A 19,359-nucleotide genomic window follows, 5' to 3' on the forward strand; every position below is an offset into this window, starting at 1 on the left:
GTGATGCTCCGGCCCCCTTTCTGGTCGCGGTGGTGCTCAGCTGTCGATGCGAGCGTCCCAGTGGCTCAGGATGTCGACCATCGGGATGCCGTAGACGTACGAGAAGCACTGCGTGGACACCGAGGTGCTGCCGCAGCTGCGCCGGTTGGAGCCGCCGTCGATCATGCCGCGGGCGTACGCCTTGCCGTCGATGACCACGTACATCGGCCCGCCGCTGTCGCCGCCGCCCACGACGACACCGCCGTCCTCCCGGCTCGCCCGGAAGCCGTGGCAGGTCCTCTTGCCGCACGTCCACGCGACGTCGATCGCACGGACCTTGGCACCGCAGTGCTCGCCCGTGACCGCCCCGGAGGAGCAGATGTTCTGCCCGACGGCGGGCTGCTGCACCCCGCCGATCGGGAACCGGTAGCGGGCGTCGGACCGGGAGGCGTTCCACGGGCCGCCGTACACGCTGCGCGCCGTGGTGCCGTCCGGCTTGATGAGCTCGGCGTCGAGCCCGACCGCGCGGCTGGAGACGACGCCCATGCGCTGGCCCGCGCCGTCGCGCACCACGGAGCCGAACCCCTCGTTGCAGTGCGCGGCGGTGACGATCCGCCGGTCGCCCCCGGCGGTGATGATCGAGAAGCCGGTCGTGCAGTAGTCGGTGCCGTCCTTCGAGGCGATGGCGCCGCCGGCGTGCCACGGCGAGCCGTCGTTGCGGCGGCTGACGGAGGTGGACATGACGCCGTCGTCGACGAGCTCGACCGTGACCGGCACTCCCGCGGCCTCCGCGAGGGCCTGGTCCAGCCCGGCCGAGCGGGCGGCGGCGGAGTCCCGGCCGACCTCGGCGACCAGGCCGGTGTGGCCGTCGGTCGCGTAGGCGGCGACCACGGCGCCCGGGCCGTGCGCCGCACGCTGGCTGTCCAGCAGCCGCGTGCTCGCTGCACGCAGGTCGGCCTCGCTCAGGGCGGCCCGCTCGACGTCGACGGTCACGCCCTCGGCCGTCGCGGCCAGCTCGTTCACCGCGGCCGGGGCCTTGCCCTTCCAGGACACGGTTACGCGCGCGGCGTCGTAGTCGACGGCGACCCCGGCATAGCCCGGTGCGCCGGAGAGCGCGGTGGCGGCGTGTGCGGTGTGGTCGACGGCGGCCTCGACGGCCGCTCTGGTCGCGGCCTGGTCGGTCTGTTCGGCCTGCGTGGCGTGTTCGGCCTGGACCTGCCCGCCGGCCGCTGGCGGTACCAACGCCGCCGCGGATACGGCGAGCGCCGCGACGGCGACCCCCACGACGACCGCGCGCTGCACCGTGCTCTTTCGTCCCATGCTGTCGGTTCCCCCTCGACGAGCCCCCTGCGCCTCCGTCCGACGCCGCCATGACATCGTTCTCGACGGGGTGAAAAGCCGCAACACAGGCTTGTGGTGCGCCGCTGCAGGTCGGGGAACTGACTGGGATTCAGCAGGCGGCATACGACCGTCTGGGGCAGCGATGTGGTCGTCAGGAGCCTGGTGAGTCCTGCTCAGTAGGGGATCTGGACCGGGCACCGTTTCGGCCCTGCCCCTCGGCGGAACCTATCCTCTGAGGGTGGACGACTCCCAGAAGAACATGCGCAAGTACAGGCGTGGCACCAGCCGCGGCGCCGAGAACGTGGACCCCGCGATCCAGCAGGCACTGGACGCGGTCTACAAGGAGATCCTGTCCCGCGCCCCCGAGCACGACATCGACCCCACCATGGCCCGCGTCGAGCGTGTCCTCGAGCTCCTCGGCGACCCGCACCGCGCCTACCGGACCGTCCACATCACCGGGACCAACGGCAAGTCCTCGACGGCCCGCATGACCGAGCGCCTCGTGCGCGAGCACGGCCTGCGCACCGGCCGGTTCACCTCCCCGCACCTGACCAGCGTCACCGAGCGCATCGCGATCGACGGCGAGCCCCTGACCCCTGAGCGCTTCGTCGAGGTGTTCGAGGACGTCGCGCCCTACATCGGCGTCGCCGACCGCGAGTCCGAGGAGCAGGGCGGCCCCCGCCTCAGCTTCTTCGAGGTGCTCACCGTCATGGCCTTCGCCGCGTTCGCCGACGCCCCCGTCGACGTCGCGATCATCGAGGTCGGCATGGGCGGCACCTGGGACTCCACGAACGTGGTCGACGGCGAGGTCGCCGTCATCACGCCCGTCGCCATGGACCACGAGCGCTGGCTCGGCTCAACGATCGAGGAGATCGCCACCGAGAAGTCCGGCATCATCAAGAAGGGCGCCGTCGCCGTCATCGCCGAGCAGGCCGACGCCGCGCTCGAACCGATCCTCGCCCGCGCACAGTCCGTCAACGCCCACCTGATCCGCGAGGGCATCGACCTGGACGTCGCCGACCGGCGCATCGCCGTCGGCGGCCAGCTCCTCGACCTGCGCACCCCCGCGGGCGTCTACACCGAGATCTTCCTGCCCCTGCACGGGGCGCACCAGGCGCACAACGCGCTCCTGGCGCTCGCGGCCACGGAGGCCCTGCTCAGCGGCGGCCGCGCGCTCGGTGCGGAGATCGTGGAGGCGGCCTTCGCCGACGTCGACGCGCCGGGCCGCCTCGAGGTGGTGCGCTCCAGCCCCACGGTGCTGGTCGACGTCGCGCACAACCCGGCCGGCGCCGAGGCGATGGTGGACGCGCTCGGGGAGTCGTTCAACCTGGAGCGGGTCGTGGCCGTCGTCGCCGTGATGGCGGACAAGGACTCCGAGGGCTTCCTCTCCGTCCTGGAGCCCGTGATCGCGGAGATCGTGGTCACCCGTAACTCCTCCGACCGGTCCGCGGACCCGGAGGACCTCGCCGAGGTGGCGCGCGAGGTCTTCGGGGAGGACCGCGTGCACGTGGCCGGCCGTCTCGACGAGGCGCTGCAGATCGCGGCGGACCTGGCCGAGGCCGACGAGCTGGCGGGAGCCGCCGCCGGGACGGGCGTGCTGGTCACGGGCTCGGTGGTGACCGTGGCGGACGCGCGCGCCCTGGTCGGCCGCGCCTGAGGCCGCGCCCGAGCACGAGACCCGGCCGCGCCCGAGGCCCGCGGGACCCCGCGCGCCGGGGGCACACGTCACCCGGGTGACGTGTGCCCCCGGCCCCGGGGTTTCTGTACGACCCGGGCCGACGTGGTGTTACATGAACCCCAGGGGACGTGTTCGCGGGCCCGGCGCCGGCGCCGGGCCGCACAGTCCCGCGAGGAGGTCGCCGTGAAGAAGCTGCTGAACGATCCCGCAGACGCCGTCGCCGACTCCCTGGCCGGCTTCGCGCTCGCGCACGCCGAGCTGGTCCAGGTCAGTACGTCGCCCGTCTTCGTCAGCCGCGCCGGGGGCGGGGTCACCGGAAAGGTAGGCCTGGTCAGCGGTGGCGGCTCGGGCCACGAGCCGCTGCACGCGGGCTTCGTCGGGGACGGCATGCTCGACGCCGCCGTCCCGGGTGCCGTGTTCACCTCGCCGACGCCGGACCAGATCCAGCCCGCGATCCAGGCGGCCGACGGCGGAGCCGGGGTGCTCACGATCGTCAAGAACTACACCGGCGACGTGCTCAACTTCGAGACCGCCGTGGAGCTCGCCGAGGCCGAGGGCGTCGAGGTCGCCTCGGTCCTCGTGAACGACGACGTCGCCGTCGAGGACTCGCTCTACACCGCCGGCCGGCGGGGTGTGGCGGGCACGGTGGCCGTCGAGAAGATCGCGGGCGCCGCAGCGGCGCGGGGTGCCGACCTCGCGACGGTCAAGGCCGTGGCCGAGCGGGTCATCGCGAACGTCCGGACCATGGGCGTGGCGCTGGCCGCGCCGACCGTCCCGCACGTGGGCCGGCCCAGCTTCGACCTGGGCGAGGACGAGATCGAGGTGGGCATCGGCATCCACGGCGAGCCCGGTCGCCACCGGGTCCAGGCCGTCGGCGCCGACCAGGTCACGGAGATGCTCCTGACCCCCGTGGCCGACGACCTCGCGCTGGACGGCGGCGACCGAGTGTTGCTGTTCGTCAACGGTATGGGCGGGACCCCGCTCTCCGAGCTCTACGTGGTCTATGGTCGAGCGCGGCGCCTTCTCGAGGAGCGCGGTGTCACGGTCTCCCGCTCGCTGGTGGGCAACTACGTGACGTCCCTCGAGATGCAGGGGGCATCGGTCACCGTCCTCCGTCTGGACGACGAGCTGGAGGCCCTCTGGGACGCGCCGGTGGACACTGCAGCACTCCGGTGGTGAGACAGGAAGGGTTCCGAGACATGGCGCTGGACGCGGACTGGGCTGAGCGATGGGTGCGCCGCACGGCGGACGCGATCGCGGACGCGAAGGGCGAGCTCACCGAGCTCGACCGGCAGATCGGCGACGGTGACCACGGCGAGAACATGGACCGCGGCTTCCGCGCCGTGGTGGCGCGGCTCGACGACCCGGCGGCGCAGCCCGGCGCCGGGGACGAGCGGACCGTCGGCGACGTGCTCAAGCTCGTGGCGACGACCCTGATGTCCACGGTGGGCGGCGCGTCCGGCCCGCTGTACGGCACGGCGTACCTGCGCGCGGCCAAGGTGTCGGGCCGCCCGCAGATCGACCCGCCCGCCGTCGTCGCCGTGCTGGAGGCCGCCCTCGAGGGCGTGTCCTCGCGCGGCAAGGCGACCGTGGGGGAGAAGACGATGGTCGACGCGTGGCAGGCGGCGGTCGACGCGGCCGAGGCCGCGGCGCGCGACGGCGGCTCCGAGGTGGACGTGCTGCGCGTGGCGGCCGAGGCGGCCGACAAGGCGTCGACGGCCACCATCCCGATGGTCGCGACCAAGGGCCGGGCCTCCTACCTCGGTGAGCGCAGCGCGGGTCACGAGGACCCGGGCGCGCGCTCCACCGCACTCGTCCTGGGCGCGGCGCTGGCCGCCGCCCTGGCCGGACCGACGTCCGCCGACCCCCACGGCGCGGCATGACGGCGCGGGTCGCGCTGGTCCTGGTCTCGCACTCCGCGGACCTGGCCCGCGGGGCGGCGGAGCTCGCCGGACAGATGGCGCCCGACGTGCTGGTGCGCGGCGTGGGAGGCGGGCCCGACGGCGGGCTCGGCACCTCGCTCGACGCGATCCAGAAGACCCTGGAGGAGGTCCTCGCGGTCCTGTCCGACGCCGGTGCCGCCGGAGGCGGCGTCGTCGTGCTCGGGGACCTGGGTTCCTCGGTGCTGACCGTCGAGGCGGCGCTGGAGCTGGACGACGCCCTGGCCGAGCACGTGGTCCTGGCCCGCGCGCCGTTCGTCGAGGGCGCGGTCGCCGCGGCCGTGACGGCGCACGGCGGGGCCGACCGGGACGCGGTGCTGGCGTCGGCGACGGCGTCGGCGGGGATGTTCGCCGCGATCGAGGCCGCGCAGGCGTCCGGGGCGGGCGAGACGGCTCCGGCCGAGGCGGCCGAGGGCTCGCGCACCGTGACCGTCCGCAACCCGCTGGGCCTGCACGCCCGCCCGGCGGCGCTGGTCTCGCGCAAGGTCGCCGAGCTCGGCGCGTCCGTGACGATCGACGGCGTGGACGCCTCCAGCGTGCTCCAGCTCATGGCGCTGGGCGCCACGCAGGGGCGTGAGCTGCGGGTGGAGGCCACCGGTGACGGCGCGGCGGAGGCCGTGACGACCGTCGTGGAGATGATCGAGGCGGGCTTCGGCGAGGTGTGATCGCGGTCTCAGCTTTTTGCAGTTGATGAATTTTTGCGCGGGGTGCAAGAATTGGGGCCATGGCCCCTACCTCGTCGCGCGAGAGCGCCGCGCCCGCCGCACACACTGAGCCCGCACCCGGCCCGGACCTGCGCGAGCTCGTCTCCGCGCTGGAGGGCTCGCCCGCGGAGCAGGGCCTGCGGGAGCGCAAGAAGGCAGCCCGCCGCGCGGCCCTGATCGACGCGGCGCAGAACCTGGTCGCCGAGCACGGCCTGGACGCCGTGACCGTCGAGATGATCAGCGCCGAGGCGAACGTCTCGCCCCGCACGTTCTTCAACTACTTCGAGTCCAAGGACGACGCCGTGCTCGGCGCGGAGGACACGGGCCTGCCCGAGGACGTCATCCGCACCTTCGTCGAGGGCGGCCCGACGGGCCGGCTGCTGTCCGACCTCCAGGTCGTGGTCGCCGCCCTGCTCGCGCCGGCCGGCGAGGCCCACGACCGGGTCATGCGGGCCATGGACCTCATGCAGCAGGAGCCCGCCCTGCTGCGCCGCCACGTGGTCTGGATGGACCGGCACAAGAGCAGGCTCGGCGAGCTCTTCGAGGCCCGCCGCGCCACCGTCCCGTTCACCACGGACTCCGAGCTGCTCACGATGCTCGTCCTGCTCATGCTGCGCACCGCGCTCGTCGCCTGGGAGCACGCCGGCTACACCGGCAACCCGGCCGACCACCTGCCCGCCGCCGTCGCGCAGCTCGTCGACCTCGTCGCGGCCGACCTCGACTCCTGATTCTCCCCACGACCTGATCCCCAGAAAGGCATCCCTCCATGAGCCACGCCGTCACCACGGCGCCGGACAAGCCGCTGGTAGTCCTCAACCAGCGCACGATCTGGCTGATCTTCGGGGCCCTGATGGCCTCCATGTTCCTGTCCTCCCTGGACCAGACCATCGTCGGCACCGCGATGCCCACCATCGTGGGCGAGCTGAACGGCGTCGAGCACCAGGGCTGGGTCATCACGGCCTACATCCTGGCGATCGCCATCGCGATGCCGCTGTACGGCAAGTTCGGTGACCTCTACGGGCGGCGCTGGCCGTTCCTGGTGGCCGTCGCCCTGTTCGTCGTGGCCTCGCTCGGCGGCGGCATGGCGCAGTCCTTCGAGGCCCTCGTGGCCTGGCGCGCCGTGCAGGGCCTCGGCGGCGGTGGCCTGATGATCCTGTCGCAGGCGATCATCGCCGACATCATCCCGGCGTCAGACCGCGGCAAGTACATGGGCCCGATGGGCGCCCTGTTCGGCATCTCCGCCGTCGCCGGCCCGCTGCTCGGCGGCTGGCTCACCGACGGCCCCGGCTGGCGCTGGACCTTCTGGATCAACGTCCCGATCGGCATCGCCGCCTGGTTCATCGCGTACTTCGCGCTCAAGCTGCCCTCGCACCGCTCGGGCCGGCCCACCGACTGGGGCGGCATCCTGACCATGGCGCTCGGCACCACCGGCATCGTGCTGCTGACGAGCTGGGAGTCGCTCGGCAACGACGGCTACGACTGGTCGGACCCGACGCTGCTCGGCCTGCTGCTCGGCACCGCCGTCATGGTCGGCCTGTTCGTCTTCATCGAGAACCGCGTGGCGGAGCCGCTCATCCCGCTGCGCCTGTTCAAGAACCGCACGTTCACCATCACCACGCTCATCGGCCTGGTGCTCGGCATGGGCATGTTCTCCGCCATGGCGATGCTGCCGACCTTCCTCCAGATGTCCGCCGGCGCGGGCGTCACGGAGTCGGGCCTGCTGATGCTCCCGATGATGGCCGGCGTCATGCTGACGTCGATCGTCTCCGGCTTCGCGATCTCGAAGACGGGCCGCTACAAGATGTACCCGGTGGTCGGCCTCGCGGTCACGATCCTCGGCATGATCTGGCTGACCCGCCTCGAGGGCGGCATGTCGCTGTGGCTGTTCGGCGCCATGATCTTCGTGCTCGGCGCCGGCATGGGCCTGATCATGCAGACCATCGTGCTCGCCGTGCAGAACTCGGTGGACCCGAAGGAGCTCGGCACCGCGACGTCGTCGAACAACTTCTTCCGGGAGATCGGCGCGGCCGTCGGCACCGCCGCGTTCACCACGGTGTTCACGTCGCGCCTGACGGACAACCTGCAGGGCGTCTTCGAGGGCCTGCCGGAGGGTGCGGCCCCTGGGAGCGGCGGCTCCAGCCTGACGCCGGCGCTCGTCGAGCAGCTTCCCGAGCCGCTGCGCAGCGGCGTCGTGGACGCCTTCGCCGACTCGCTCGCCCCGGCCTTCTGGTACCTCGTGCCGCTGGTCGCCGTCGGCCTCGTGCTCGCGTTCTTCCTCAAGGAGGTCAAGCTGTCCAACCAGGCCGGCATGGTCGCCCGCGGTGAGGCGGTCATGGAGGGCGCGCCGGAGCCGGTCGCCCAGGCTTCCGGCGTCGCCGTCCTGGATCGCGACGCCTCGTCCGACGGCGGTTACGACGGCGGCCGGGACGAGGACCGCAGGGAGACGGATATCCTGAACCGGTGAGCAAGGACCAACCCGCCCCCGGCGACCGCATCAAGGCCAAGAAGTCCGCGCTGGTGCAGTTCACCTCCACCACGCTGCTGCTCGAGGTGTTCCTCGTGATCTTCGCGACGATGGTGGTGTGGGCCCTGCGCGACTCCGAGTTCGGGCGCGGCCCGCTGCGCATCGACTCGGGCGCCGCGGTCTGGGCGCTCGGCGGGGTGCTGTGCCTGGTGCTCGTGATCCTGTCGCGGGCCCAGGGCACGACGGCGGGGCGGGCGGCGGGGACCGTCGCCCAGGTGCCGGTGCTCGCGATGGGCCTGCTGCTGCCGATGATGTACTTCGTCGGCGGGATCTTCGTGGTCCTGTGGTTCTACGCGCTGCGGCTCGGCTCGCGCGTGGACCGCGAACGGGCGGAGTACGACGCCGCCCACCCGGAGACGGCGCCCAACGTCTCTTGAATCAACCTGTCAGACGCTCAGGTCACCCCGGTGACCTGAGCGTCTGACGCGTTCGGGGAGGGCCCGCGGCCCCGATATGGTTGCCCCATGACCGACGTCGCAGAGAAGACCCTGCCCACGGAGGCCTCGACGCAGCCCGTGGCCGAGCGCACCCTCGTCCTCGTCAAGCCGGACGGCGTCCGCCGCGGCCTGTCGGGCGAGGTCCTGCGCCGCATCGAGACCAAGGGCTACACGCTCCGTGCCGTGGAGCTCAAGCACGCCACGACCGAGCTGCTGGCCGCGCACTACGCCGAGCACGAGGGCAAGCCGTTCTACGCCTCCCTGGTCGAGTTCATGATGTCGGGCCCGGTCCTGGCCGTCGTGGCCGAGGGCGAGGGCGTCATCCCCGGCTTCCGCTCCCTGGCCGGCGCGACCAACCCGACCGACGCCGCCCCCGGCACCATCCGTGGCGACCTGGGCCGTGACTGGGGCACCAAGGTGCAGCAGAACCTCGTGCACGGCTCGGACTCCCCGGAGTCCGCGGCGCGCGAGATCTCGCTCTGGTTCCCCGAGCTGGGCTGACCCGCCCCGCACTTCCCGCCGAAGCGGCACCCTGCTGAGTCCGGGTGCCGCTTCGCCGTATCCCTGTGTACGTCCGACGTTCAGCACCTCTTCACCGTTAGGCTCTCCGCGTGCACCTCAAGACGCTCACGCTCCGGGGCTTCAAGTCCTTCGCGTCGGCGACCACCCTCGAGCTCGAGCCGGGCATCACCTGCGTGGTGGGCCCGAACGGCTCCGGCAAGTCCAACGTGGTCGACGCGCTCTCCTGGGTCATGGGCGAACAGGGTGCCAAGTCGCTCCGCGGCGGCAAGATGGACGACGTCATCTTCGCCGGCACGTCCGGCCGCGCGCCCCTGGGCCGCGCCGAGGTCGCGCTGACGATCGACAACACCGACGGCGCACTGCCGATCGACTACACCGAGGTCACGATCTCCCGCACGCTGTTCCGCAGCGGTGGTTCCGAGTACGCGATCAACGGCAACAGCTGCCGCCTGCTGGACATCCAGGAGCTCCTGAGCGACTCCGGCATCGGCCGCGAGATGCACGTCGTGGTGGGGCAGGGCCAGCTCGACGCCGTCCTGCGCGCGACGCCGGAGGAGCGGCGCGGCTTCATCGAGGAGGCCGCGGGCGTCCTCAAGCACCGCAAGCGCAAGGAGAAGGCGCTCCGCAAGCTCGACGCGATGCAGGGCAACCTGGCGCGCCTGGGCGACCTGACCGCCGAGCTGCGGCGCCAGCTCGGGCCGCTCGGCCGGCAGGCCGAGGCGGCCCGCAAGGCGCAGACCGTGCAGCGCGACCTGCGGGACGCGAAGTCCCGCCTGCTCGCCGACGACCTGGCCCAGCTCACCGCGCAGCTCGAGCAGGAGAGCGCGGACGAGCGGTCGCTCAAGCAGCGGCAGGCCGAGACCGAGGCGGCGCTGACCGAGGCGCGCGGCATGCTGGCCCGGCTCGAGGCCGCGACGTCGGCCGAGTCGCAGCAGGTCAGCCAGGCGGGCGACACCGTCTTCGCGCTGTCCCAGACCCGGGAGCGGCTGCGCAGCCTCCAGTCCCTGGCGGGGGAGCGCGCCCGCCTGCTCGGCACGTCGGAGCCCGCCCACCAGGGCCAGGACCCCGACGACCTCGAGGCGCAGGCCGCCCGCTCCCGCGCGAGCGAGGAGGAGCTGGCCACCGAGGTCGCCATCGCGCGCGAGACGGTCGAGTCCGCCGTCGACGTCCGGGCCGAGGCCGAGGCGGCCGCCCAGGCCGCCGAGCGGACGCACGCCGCGCTGCTGCGCGCCGCCGCCGACCGCCGTGAGGGCCTGGCGCGCCTGGCCGGCCAGGTCGCCGCCCGCCGCAGCCGCGTCGAGGCCGCGCAGTCCGAGCTGGACCGTCTGCGCGACGCCCTGCTGGAGGCCGAGCAGCGCGTCGAGGAGTCCTCGCGCGACCTGTCGGCGCTGGAGACCGAGGTCGGCGGGGTCGAGGGCGGCGAGGAGGGGCTCGACGTCGCCCACGAGGCGGCCGCCGAGGTGCTCGAGCTGGCCAAGGCCGAGGTGCGGCACCTCCAGGAGCAGGTCACCACCGCGCAGCGCGAGCGCAGCGCCGCGGCCGCGAAGGTCGAGGCGCTGGAGCTGAGCCTGGACCGCAAGGACGGCGCGGGCACGCTGCTCGCCGCCCACCAGCCGGGCGTGCTGGGCTCGGTGGCGGCGCTGCTGGGCATCGAGGCCGGCTTCGAGGACGCCGTCGCCGCCGCGCTCGGTCCCGTGGCCGACGCCGTGGCCGTGGCCGGCGTCGACGAGGCCGTGGACGCGCTGCGCCTGCTGCGCGACGAGGACGCCGGACGCGCCAGCCTGGTCGTGGGCTCGGAGCGCCCGGCCGACGCCGGCGCCGCACGCCCGGACGTGAACCTGCCCGCGGGCGCCCGCTGGGCCACCGACGTGGTCCAGGTGGTGGGCCCCGCCTCGGCGGCGCTGCTGACGATCCTGCGCGACGTCGTCGTCGTGGACGACCTGGCCCGCGCCCGCGCGCTGGTCCGTGACCAGCCCGTGGTGGCCGTGACGCGCGCCGGTGACCTGCTGGGGGCCACGCGCGCCTGGGGCGGGTCGGCGGCCGCGCCCAGCGTGCTGCACCTCCAGTCCGCGCTGGACGAGGCGAAGGCCGCCCGCGACGACGCCGCCGCGCGCGAGACGGACGGGTCCGCGCACCTGGAGCGGGCCCGCACCGAACGGGCGACCGCCCAGGAGCGCTACGACGAGACGCTCGCCCGCCTCGGCGAGGCCGACGCCGCGCGTGCCGCCGCGGCCGAGCAGCTCGGGTCGCTCGGCGCCGCCGCGCGTGCCGCCCGGGCCGAGGCCGACCGGCACCGCGCCGCGCTGGACCAGGCGCAGTCGCGCCGGGCCGAGGACGAGATGGAGCTCGAGGCGCTCGTCGAGCGCATGACCATCGCCGAGGAGGAGCCCGCGGACGACGAGGGCTCCGTCGACGACGTGCAGGCCGCGCGGGACGAGGCCGCAGCGGCCGCGTCGGCTGCCCGGGCCCGGGAGACCGAGGCCCGGCTGGCACTGCGCACCGCCGAGGAGCGCGCCCGCGCCGTGTCGGGCCGTGCGCAGGCGCTGGCCGCCGCCGCCGAGCAGGAGCGCGAGGCCCGGGCCCGCGCCGCCGAGCGCGAGGAGCTGCGCCGCCAGGACGCGGCGCGCGCCGTGCTGGTGCAGCAGGCCGTCGCGGTCGCGCTGGAGTCCATCGCCCGCTCGCTGGACCGGGCCGCCGCCGACAAGGCCGCCGCCGAGGAGGCCCGCGCGGCCGGGTCGGAGCAGCTCGTCGCCGTGCGCGGGAGCGTGGAGTCGCTGACGGCCGAGCTGCGGGAGCTGACCGACGTCGCGCACCGCGACGAGGTCGCCCGCGCCCAGCAGCTGCTGCGCCTGGAGCAGCTCCAGACGCGCGCCACCGAGGAGCTGGGCACGGACCCCGAGGTGCTCGTCGAGGAGTTCGGCCCGCACCAGCCCGTCCCGGTCTACGACGGCGACGTGACGGTGCGCGGGCGCAAGCGCCGGGCCGTCGTCGAGCGCGACGAGGAGGGCAACCCGATCCGGTACGAGGGCGATCCCAACCTGCCCCGGGGCGCCGCCGCGCGCGAGGACGCCCTGATCGCCCGGACGCGGGCCCTGCACGAGGCCGGCATCCGGCCCGACGACCCCGCGGCCACCGCGGTGGTCGTCGCGGCCGCCGGCGCCGAGCCCGAGGAGGCCCCGGCCGAGGACGAGCCCGCGGAGGAGGTCCCGGCCGAGGACGTCTCCGGGGCGCCGAAGCCGGACCGGATGGTCCCGTACGTGCGCGAGGAGCAGGAGGCCCGGCTGGCGAAGGCCGAGCGCGCCCTGTCGCGGATCGGCGCGGTGAACCCCCTGGCGCTGGAGGAGTTCGCGGCCCTGGAGGAGCGGCACCAGTTCCTCGTTGACCAGCTCGCGGACCTGAAGAAGTCCCGTGAGGACCTGCTCCAGATCGTCGACGACATCGACGAGCGCGTGCAGCAGGTGTTCGCCGAGGCGTTCCAGGACACGGCGGCGAAGTTCCTCGAGATCTTCCCGCGGCTGTTCCCCGGCGGCGAGGGCAAGCTCACGCTCACCGAGCCGGACAACCTGCTCGCGACCGGCATCGAGGTCGAGGCCCGCCCGGCGGGCAAGAAGGTCAAGCGGCTCTCGCTGCTCTCCGGCGGCGAGCGGTCGCTGGCGGCCGTGGCGTTCCTCGTGTCGATCTTCAAGGCGCGGCCCAGCCCGTTCTACATCATGGACGAGGTCGAGGCGGCGCTCGACGACGTGAACCTCGGCCGCCTGATCGAGATCTTCAAGGAGCTGCAGAAGGACAGCCAGCTCATCGTGATCACGCACCAGAAGCGCACGATGGAGGTGGCCGACGCCCTCTACGGCGTCACCATGCGCGGCGACGGCGTGACGACGCTGATCAGCCAGCGGATGGGCGACCGCGAGGCCGTGACCGCTTCATAGCGGTCACCGCCCTCATAGAGGGTGATTTTTCGCACCTCGTCGTCGGAAACCTCCAGGTGTGAGGGATTTCTCCTGACGAAACGGCGTGTGTCACACGGCGTGTCGCGCCCTTCTGCGGGGCGCGAACGGACAAGACACGACACAATAGAGCCATGTGGTGGTCGGTCATTCTGCTCGTGGTGTGCTTGGTGTTGGCCGTGGGAGTCTTCGTCGTCGCCAGTCAGATGGACGCTCCCGCGAGCAGCAACACCGAGCAGTTCTCGTTCCTGCAGTGGTTCAGGTCGGGGCTCGCTCGTCTGCGCGGTGACGCCGAGCGGACCCGCGAGGGCCGCCGCCGTGGCGCGTCCGCCGTCGCGACCCATGCCGTGGGCGCGCCGTCCGTGTGGGTGGGCAAGCCGCGCGTGGTCCGGCCGGACACCTCTCCCGTCGACATGGGCATGTCGGAGTTCTTCGCGGCGACGGTCGAGTCCAAGCCGGGCTACGTCGACGCCGAGGAGCTGACCGACGTGCTGGGCCGCGCGCGGGACCAGGCCCAGAAGACGCTGCACGTGCCGCTGGGCACGGTGCCGCTCAAGCCCGCCAACCTCGTGCCGGGCCAGCTCCGTGCGGTGCGGCCGGTGCGGTCCGCGCAGAAGGTCACGCAGCAGAAGGTCGCACAGCAGAAGGTCACGCAGGAGCCGCCCGCCGCCGACGAGGGCCCGGCCCAGGCCGCGAGCTAGGCGCTCGCCCCGGCCCTCAGTCCTGCACGGTGTGGTGCGGGACGATCACGGGCGTACCCGTGCGCGGGTCCGTCAGGACCGACGCCTCGACCGAGAACACCTCGCGCAGCAGCTCAGGCGTCACCACCTCGCCGGGCGCCCCCTCCGCGACGATCTCGCCGTCGCGCATCGCCACGATGTGGTGCGCGTACCGGCAGGCGAGGTTGAGGTCGTGCAGCACCATGACCACGGTCCGGCCGTGGTCCCGGTTGAGCGTGGCGACCAGCTCCAGGACGTCGAGCTGGTGGGCCATGTCGAGGTACGTGGTGGGCTCGTCCAGCAGGAGCAGGTTGGTCTCCTGGGCCACGGCCATCGCGATCCACGCGCGCTGCCGCTGCCCGCCGGACAGCTCGTCGACGTCGCGCGCCGCGAGCTCCGCGGTGCGGGTGGCGCGCAGCGCGCCCTCGACGGCCTCGGTGTCGCCCTCGCCCCACTGGTGCCACCAGCTCTGGTGCGGGTGGCGCCCGCGGGAGACGAGGTCGCGCACGGTGATGCCCTCGGGTGGCACGGGGGACTGGGGCAGCATGCCCAGGACGCGCGCCACCTCGCGGGTGGGCTGCTCCGCGATCGCCCTGCCGTCCAGCAGCACGGTGCCGCCCGCGGGCGCCATCAGGCGGGCGAGGCCGCGCAGCAGCGTGGACTTGCCGCACGCGTTGGGCCCCACGATGACGGTGACCTGCTGGTCCGGGACGTCGAGCGACAGCTCGCGCACGACGGTCCGGTCGCCGTAGCCCAGCGTGACGGCGTCCGCCCGGAGGCGGGCCGCGGACGTGGCGGTGGTGGACATCAGGGGGTCCCTCTCGTCGAGCGGCGGCGCTGGAGCAGGTAGAGCAGGTAGGGCGCGCCGACCAGACCGGTCAGGACGCCGACAGGGAGCTGGGCGGGCAGCGCCGTGCGCGCCACGGTGTCCGCGACCAGCACGAGCAGCGCGCCGGCGGCCCCCGCCAGGACGGGCGGGATGTCGGGGACGCCTGCGACCCGGCGGGCCGCCTGCCCGGCCACCAGGGCGACGAACGCGACGGGGCCGGCGGCCGACGTGGCGAGCGCCGCGAGGCACACCGCGATCACCAGCAGGGCGCCGCGGGCGCGACCCGGGCGCACGCCCCAGCCGGCCACCACCTCGTCCTCGAACAGCAGGGCGCGGTTGGTCCGGGCCAGCACGAGCGCGGCGGGCAGGAGCACGGCCAGGCCGACCAGGACGGGCGTCGCCTCGCCCCAGCCGCGCGCGTTGAGGCTGCCCGTGAGCCAGGCCGCCGAACGCTGCGCGTCGTAGACGTCGATGCGCGTCAGCAGGAACTGCGTCAGGGCCGTGAGCGCCGCGGACAGAGCGATGCCGACCAGGAGGATGCGGCGGCCCCGCAGGGCGCCGTCGCGGCCGAGCAGGGCGATCAGTCCCGCCGCGGCGAGGCCGCCCGCGAGGGCGGCGACCGGGATCGGCACGATGCCCACCGGGCCGCCCAGGGAGCCGACGGCGATGACGGCCACCACCGCGACCGAGGCCCCCGCGCTGATGCCCAGGACGTCGGGGCTGGCCAGCGGGTTGCGCAGCACGCTCTGGCTCAGCCCGCCGGCCACGCCGAACGCGGTGCCGACGGCCAAGGCGAGGACCACGCGGGGCAGCCGGACCTCGTGCACGGCGTAGACCGTGTTCTCCGGCCCGAGGCCCAGGAGCGCCTGCCACAGGGCGGCGGGCGCCGTGGCCTGGTCGCCCAGGCTCAGGGCGAGCGCGGACACGAGGGCCACGAGCACGAGGGCCCCGAGCACGGCGGCGACCACCCGGCCGCGGGGCCGGGGGCGGGGGAGCAGCCGGGCGGCGGTCATCGGCCCCGCTCCTTCGCGCGTCGCGTCAGCCAGATGAAGAAGGGCGTGCCGAGCAGCGCCGTGACCACGCCCACCTGGACCTCGGCCGGGCGGGCGACGAGCCGGCCGACGACGTCGGCGGTGACGAGCAGCAGCGGCCCCAGCACCGCCGAGAGCGCGAGCACGCGGCGCACGTCGGTGCCGACCAGGGCCCGCGCGACGTGCGGGATGACGAGGCCGACGAAGGCGATCGGCCCGGCCAGCGCCACCGCGGTGCCCGACAGCAGCACCACGGCCACCCCCGCCAGCAGGCGGGTACGGACGACGGGGACGCCGAGCGCCGCGGCGGTGTCGTCGCCGAGGGCGAGCGCGTTGAGCGACCCGGAGACGACCACCGCCAGGACACCGCCGACCACGGCCGGCACGAGGGCCGGCAGCAGGACGGCGGTGTCCGGCAAGTTCAGCGCGCCCACGACCCAGAACCGGTACTGGTCCATCGTCGAGGCGCTGAGCAGCACCGTCGCCGAGACTCCTGCGCCGAGGAAGGCCGTCATGGCCATCCCGGCCAGGGTCATGTTCACGGGCGTGAGCCCCTCGGGCGACCGGCTCGCGAACAGGTACACGGCGGCGGTCGCCAGCGCCGCGCCCGCCAGGGCGAGCAGCACGCGGGGCGTGCCCGCGCCGAGGCCGAGGAACACGCTGCCGGCGACCACCGCGACGGCGCCGCCGGCGGAGATCCCGAGCAGCCCGGGGTCGGCCAGCGGGTTGCGGGTGACCGCCTGCGCGAGCACCCCTGCCACGCCGAGGGCCACGCCCACGAGCAGGCCGAGCAGGGTCCGGGGCAGCCGCAGCTCCCAGATGACGGTCGCGGCGACGCCGTCGTGGCCCAGCAGCCCCGCGACGGTCTCGGCGGGCGACAGGACCCGGGCACCGACCGTGATACCGGCCAGCGCCGCTACGACGAGCAGCACGAGCGCGGTCAGCAGGACCGCGGTGACCGCGGTCCTGCTGCGCGCCGTGGTCCGGGACGTGATCACCGCTGGTCGGCGGCGATGGTCTCCAGGTCGTCGAGCACGAGCTCGGCCCCCGTCACGCCCAGACCCAGGTACCACGTGTCGTCCGGCACCTCGCGGACGACGCCGCCGTCCGCGACCGCGGGCACCTGGTCCCACAGCGGGCCGTCGACGACGGCCGCCTGCTCCGTGGCGTCGGGCTGACCGTAGGTGCCCCAGAGCAGCCAGTCGCCCTCGGCCAGCGTGATCTCCTCCGCGGAGATCTCGACGGCGAGGTCGGCGATGTCCTCGGTCTCGGGCCGGGGCAGACCGGCGTCGGCCAGGATGATGCCGACGAACGAGTCGTTGGCGTACAGGCGGATCTGCCCGGCCATGAACCGCAGCATGGAGACGGTCGGGGCCGCGCCGCCGTTCGCCTCCACCACCTCGGCGCCGACCTCGCCGGCCCGCTCCTCGTAGGCGTCCAGCAGCTCCTGGGCGCGGTCCTCCTCGCCCACCGCCGCGGCGTTGAGCAGGAAGTTCTCCTTCCACAGCACGCCGGGGCGCGGCGACAGCACGGTCGGCGCGATGTCCTGGAGCTTGGCCTTGAGGCCGTCGTCGTCGATCCGCAGCGACGTGCCGAGGATCAGGTCGGGCTCGAGGTTCTTGATCTGCTCCAGGTCCAGGGCGTCGTAGGCACCGAGGTCGACGGCGTCCCCGACGTCCAGGTAGTCGGGCGCCATCTCGGCGTCCGCGGGGTGGGCGATGCCGACCGGCTCGATGCCCAGGGAGACCATGTTGTCGAGCTCGCCGGTGTCGAGCACGATCACGCGCTCCGGCTTGGCCGGGATCTCGGTCTCGCCCACCTCCTCGTTGGCCACGAGGTTGCGCACGGTGCGCGGGAACTCGCCCGGCGCCGCGTCGGTGCCGAGCTGGGCCGCGAGCTCGCGGACGTCGTCGAACCCCTCCTGGCCGGTGGCGACGTTGGACTTGTTGTCGCCGGTGCCGGCGTCGGCGGTGCCGCCGCAGCCGGTGAGCAGGGCGGCGCCCACCACGAGGGCGGCGAGGGAGGCGGAGACTGCGCGGGGCATGGGTGTTCCTCAGGGTTCTCGGACGAAGGATGCTGCACGGCCGCGGGTCGCAGGCGGCGCGGTCGTCGCGCTCGGGCTCTCGGCGAGGTCACACTACACGCGGAGATAAGGGGACCCTAACTCCGTCTGCTGGCAAGGCCGGCCGCCCGGGCTCCCGCAGGGGCCTCCGTGAGATGAAAGAATCTGGGGCGTGAACGAGCTTCCCTGGATCGAGATCATCTCCGCCGTCGTCGTCCTCGCGGGTGGTGGCGGCCTCGCCGGCGTCCTCGTGGCCCGCCGGCGGAGGCGCACCGAGGACCAGGGCGACGCTTCGTCGGCGGCCGGGACGACGACGGCGTCGTCCGCCACGGCAGAACCGGACACGGCCGAGCCGGCCACCGTCGAGCCCGCCACGGCCGAGCCGGCGGCGCCCGCCGCGCCCGTGCTGGAGCGGCCCGCCCCCACGGCCGGCCGCCTGGTCCGGCTGCGCGACCGCCTCGCCCGCTCGGGCTCGCCGCTGGGCGCCCGCCTGCTGTCCGTCCTGTCGCGCGACTCCCTCACGGAGGACGACTGGGACGAGATCGAGGAGGAGCTGCTCCTCGCCGACGTCGGCGCCGGCCCCACCACCGAGCTGCTCGACGCCCTGCGCACCAAGGTCCGCGTGCTCGGCGTCCGCGAGCCCGCCGCGGTACGCGACCTGCTGCGCGCCGAGCTCGTGACGCTGCTCCAGCCCGAGCTGGACCGCACCCTTCGCACCGAGCCGCGCACCGCCGAGGACGGAACGCACCTGCCCGCCGTGACCCTCGTGGTCGGCGTGAACGGCACGGGCAAGACGACGACGGTCGGCAAGCTGGCCCGCGTGCTGGTGGCGGACGGTCGCAGCGTCGTGCTGGGCGCCGCGGACACGTTCCGCGCCGCGGCGGCGGACCAGCTCACCACCTGGGGCAACCGCGTGGGCGTCGAGACGGTGCGCTCGGACCGCGAGGGCGCCGACCCGGCGTCGGTCGCGTTCGAGGCGGTCGCGCGCGGGCGCGACGAGAAGACGGACGTCGTGCTCGTCGACACCGCCGGGCGCCTGCAGAACAAGGCCGGCCTGATGGACGAGCTCGGCAAGATCGTGCGGGTGTCCAGCAAGGTCGCCGCACCGAGCGAGGTGCTGCTGGTGCTGGACGCGACCACCGGGCAGAACGGGCTCTCGCAGGCCCGCGTCTTCGCGGAGGTCGCCGGCGTGACCGGCATCGTCCTGACCAAGCTCGACGGGACCGCCAAGGGCGGCATCGTGGTGCAGGTGCAGCGGGAGCTCGGCGTGCCGGTCAAGCTCATCGGCCTGGGCGAGGGCCCGGACGACCTGGCGCCGTTCGACGTCGAGGAGTTCGTGGACGGCATCCTCGGCTGAGGTGACCCCTTCCGCGGGGCCGACGCCGGGCCGAATACCGCTCAAAGGGCGGACATGTAATGGTCACCGAGTTGCCATTCGTCCACGATGTGAGAAAGCGCCGGAACGCACTGAGTCACGGAATGGTGCCGGTGAAATCACGATCGGATCACGGTTGGACAGGATATTTCGCCCAATTGGGATCTGAAATAAGACGTTTACATGCTCCCCGCCTGCGTCACGCATCCGTAACCTCGATGCGGGCCGCGCGTAACGGCGCCCCGCGACGGTAGTCGCGGTGGGCCGAGTC

The 19,359-nt window shown here is 73.8% G+C and carries 16 protein-coding genes; 11 read left to right on the forward strand and 5 right to left on the reverse strand.

Translation table 11 applies throughout. The features are described from left to right. Positions 1 to 36 precede the first annotated feature (36 nt). Positions 37 to 1,299 carry a chymotrypsin family serine protease gene (locus tag FHX71_RS03725; RefSeq protein ID WP_182614483.1) on the reverse strand — a complete coding sequence of 421 codons (1,263 nt, stop codon included), beginning with the start codon at positions 1,297 to 1,299 and terminating at the stop codon, positions 37 to 39. 280 nt (positions 1,300 to 1,579) lie between these two features. Here FHX71_RS03725 and FHX71_RS03730 point away from each other — a divergent pair, with 280 nt between their 5' ends. From FHX71_RS03730 to FHX71_RS03775, 10 genes are all read left to right on the forward strand, one after another. Further along, positions 1,580 to 2,977 carry a bifunctional folylpolyglutamate synthase/dihydrofolate synthase gene (locus FHX71_RS03730; RefSeq protein WP_182618448.1) on the forward strand — a complete coding sequence of 466 codons (1,398 nt, stop codon included), beginning with the start codon at positions 1,580 to 1,582 and terminating at the stop codon, positions 2,975 to 2,977. Positions 2,978 to 3,181: 204 nt separating this feature from the next. Continuing rightward, complete coding sequence (gene dhaK / locus FHX71_RS03735) at positions 3,182 to 4,177, forward strand: dihydroxyacetone kinase subunit DhaK (RefSeq protein WP_182614484.1); 996 nt, start codon at positions 3,182 to 3,184, stop codon at positions 4,175 to 4,177. A gap of 20 nt (positions 4,178 to 4,197) precedes the next feature. Continuing rightward, a complete protein-coding gene (gene dhaL / locus FHX71_RS03740; protein WP_182614485.1) occupies positions 4,198 to 4,881 on the forward strand; it encodes a dihydroxyacetone kinase subunit DhaL in 684 nt (227 codons plus the stop codon). Beyond that, positions 4,878 to 5,603 (forward strand): dihydroxyacetone kinase phosphoryl donor subunit DhaM, encoded by a 726-nt coding sequence (dhaM, locus tag FHX71_RS03745; RefSeq protein WP_182614486.1) that lies wholly within the window; start codon positions 4,878 to 4,880, stop codon positions 5,601 to 5,603. Before dhaL ends, dhaM begins: the two co-directional genes overlap by 4 nt. Before the next feature lie 59 nt (positions 5,604 to 5,662). Next, a complete protein-coding gene (locus FHX71_RS03750; protein ID WP_182614487.1) occupies positions 5,663 to 6,370 on the forward strand; it encodes a TetR/AcrR family transcriptional regulator in 708 nt (235 codons plus the stop codon). A gap of 38 nt (positions 6,371 to 6,408) precedes the next feature. Further along, positions 6,409 to 8,106 carry an MDR family MFS transporter gene (locus FHX71_RS03755; RefSeq protein WP_220489466.1) on the forward strand — a complete coding sequence of 566 codons (1,698 nt, stop codon included), beginning with the start codon at positions 6,409 to 6,411 and terminating at the stop codon, positions 8,104 to 8,106. Next, complete coding sequence (locus tag FHX71_RS03760) at positions 8,103 to 8,543, forward strand: DUF4233 domain-containing protein (RefSeq protein WP_182614488.1); 441 nt, start codon at positions 8,103 to 8,105, stop codon at positions 8,541 to 8,543. Before FHX71_RS03755 ends, FHX71_RS03760 begins: the two co-directional genes overlap by 4 nt. Positions 8,544 to 8,630: 87 nt before the next feature. Then, positions 8,631 to 9,104 (forward strand): nucleoside-diphosphate kinase, encoded by a 474-nt coding sequence (gene ndk, locus FHX71_RS03765; RefSeq protein ID WP_182614489.1) that lies wholly within the window; start codon positions 8,631 to 8,633, stop codon positions 9,102 to 9,104. A gap of 110 nt (positions 9,105 to 9,214) precedes the next feature. Then, on the forward strand, positions 9,215 to 13,054 hold the full coding sequence (gene smc / locus FHX71_RS03770) for a chromosome segregation protein SMC (RefSeq protein ID WP_182614490.1): 3,840 nt from the start codon (positions 9,215 to 9,217) through the stop codon (positions 13,052 to 13,054). A 197-nt stretch (positions 13,055 to 13,251) separates the two neighbouring features. Continuing rightward, positions 13,252 to 13,773, forward strand: a complete 522-nt coding sequence (locus FHX71_RS03775; protein ID WP_182614491.1) for a hypothetical protein — start codon at positions 13,252 to 13,254, stop codon at positions 13,771 to 13,773. 16 nt (positions 13,774 to 13,789) lie between these two features. On the opposite strand, the gene FHX71_RS03780 is transcribed toward FHX71_RS03775, so the two are convergent. From FHX71_RS03780 to FHX71_RS03795, 4 genes are read right to left on the reverse strand one after another with little or no spacing between them, the layout of a single operon-like run. Then, positions 13,790 to 14,599, reverse strand: a complete 810-nt coding sequence (locus FHX71_RS03780; RefSeq protein ID WP_182614492.1) for an ABC transporter ATP-binding protein — start codon at positions 14,597 to 14,599, stop codon at positions 13,790 to 13,792. Continuing rightward, positions 14,599 to 15,633 (reverse strand): FecCD family ABC transporter permease, encoded by a 1,035-nt coding sequence (locus FHX71_RS03785; protein WP_182614493.1) that lies wholly within the window; start codon positions 15,631 to 15,633, stop codon positions 14,599 to 14,601. Before FHX71_RS03785 ends, FHX71_RS03780 begins: the two co-directional genes overlap by 1 nt. Then, entirely contained in the window at positions 15,630 to 16,649 is a 1,020-nt protein-coding gene (locus FHX71_RS03790; RefSeq protein WP_312876917.1) for a FecCD family ABC transporter permease, read from the reverse strand. The genes FHX71_RS03785 and FHX71_RS03790 overlap by 4 nt, the downstream gene beginning before the upstream one ends. Next, on the reverse strand, positions 16,646 to 17,695 hold the full coding sequence (locus tag FHX71_RS03795) for an ABC transporter substrate-binding protein (protein ID WP_182614494.1): 1,050 nt from the start codon (positions 17,693 to 17,695) through the stop codon (positions 16,646 to 16,648). The genes FHX71_RS03790 and FHX71_RS03795 overlap by 4 nt, the downstream gene beginning before the upstream one ends. Before the next feature lie 190 nt (positions 17,696 to 17,885). Between FHX71_RS03795 and ftsY the strand changes: the two genes are divergently transcribed. Then, positions 17,886 to 19,070, forward strand: a complete 1,185-nt coding sequence (ftsY, locus tag FHX71_RS03800) for a signal recognition particle-docking protein FtsY (RefSeq protein ID WP_182614495.1) — start codon at positions 17,886 to 17,888, stop codon at positions 19,068 to 19,070. The last annotated feature ends 289 nt before the right edge of the window (positions 19,071 to 19,359 follow it).

Source organism: Promicromonospora sukumoe (assembly GCF_014137995.1).
GTDB classification, from domain to species: Bacteria; Actinomycetota; Actinomycetes; order Actinomycetales; family Cellulomonadaceae; genus Promicromonospora; species Promicromonospora sukumoe.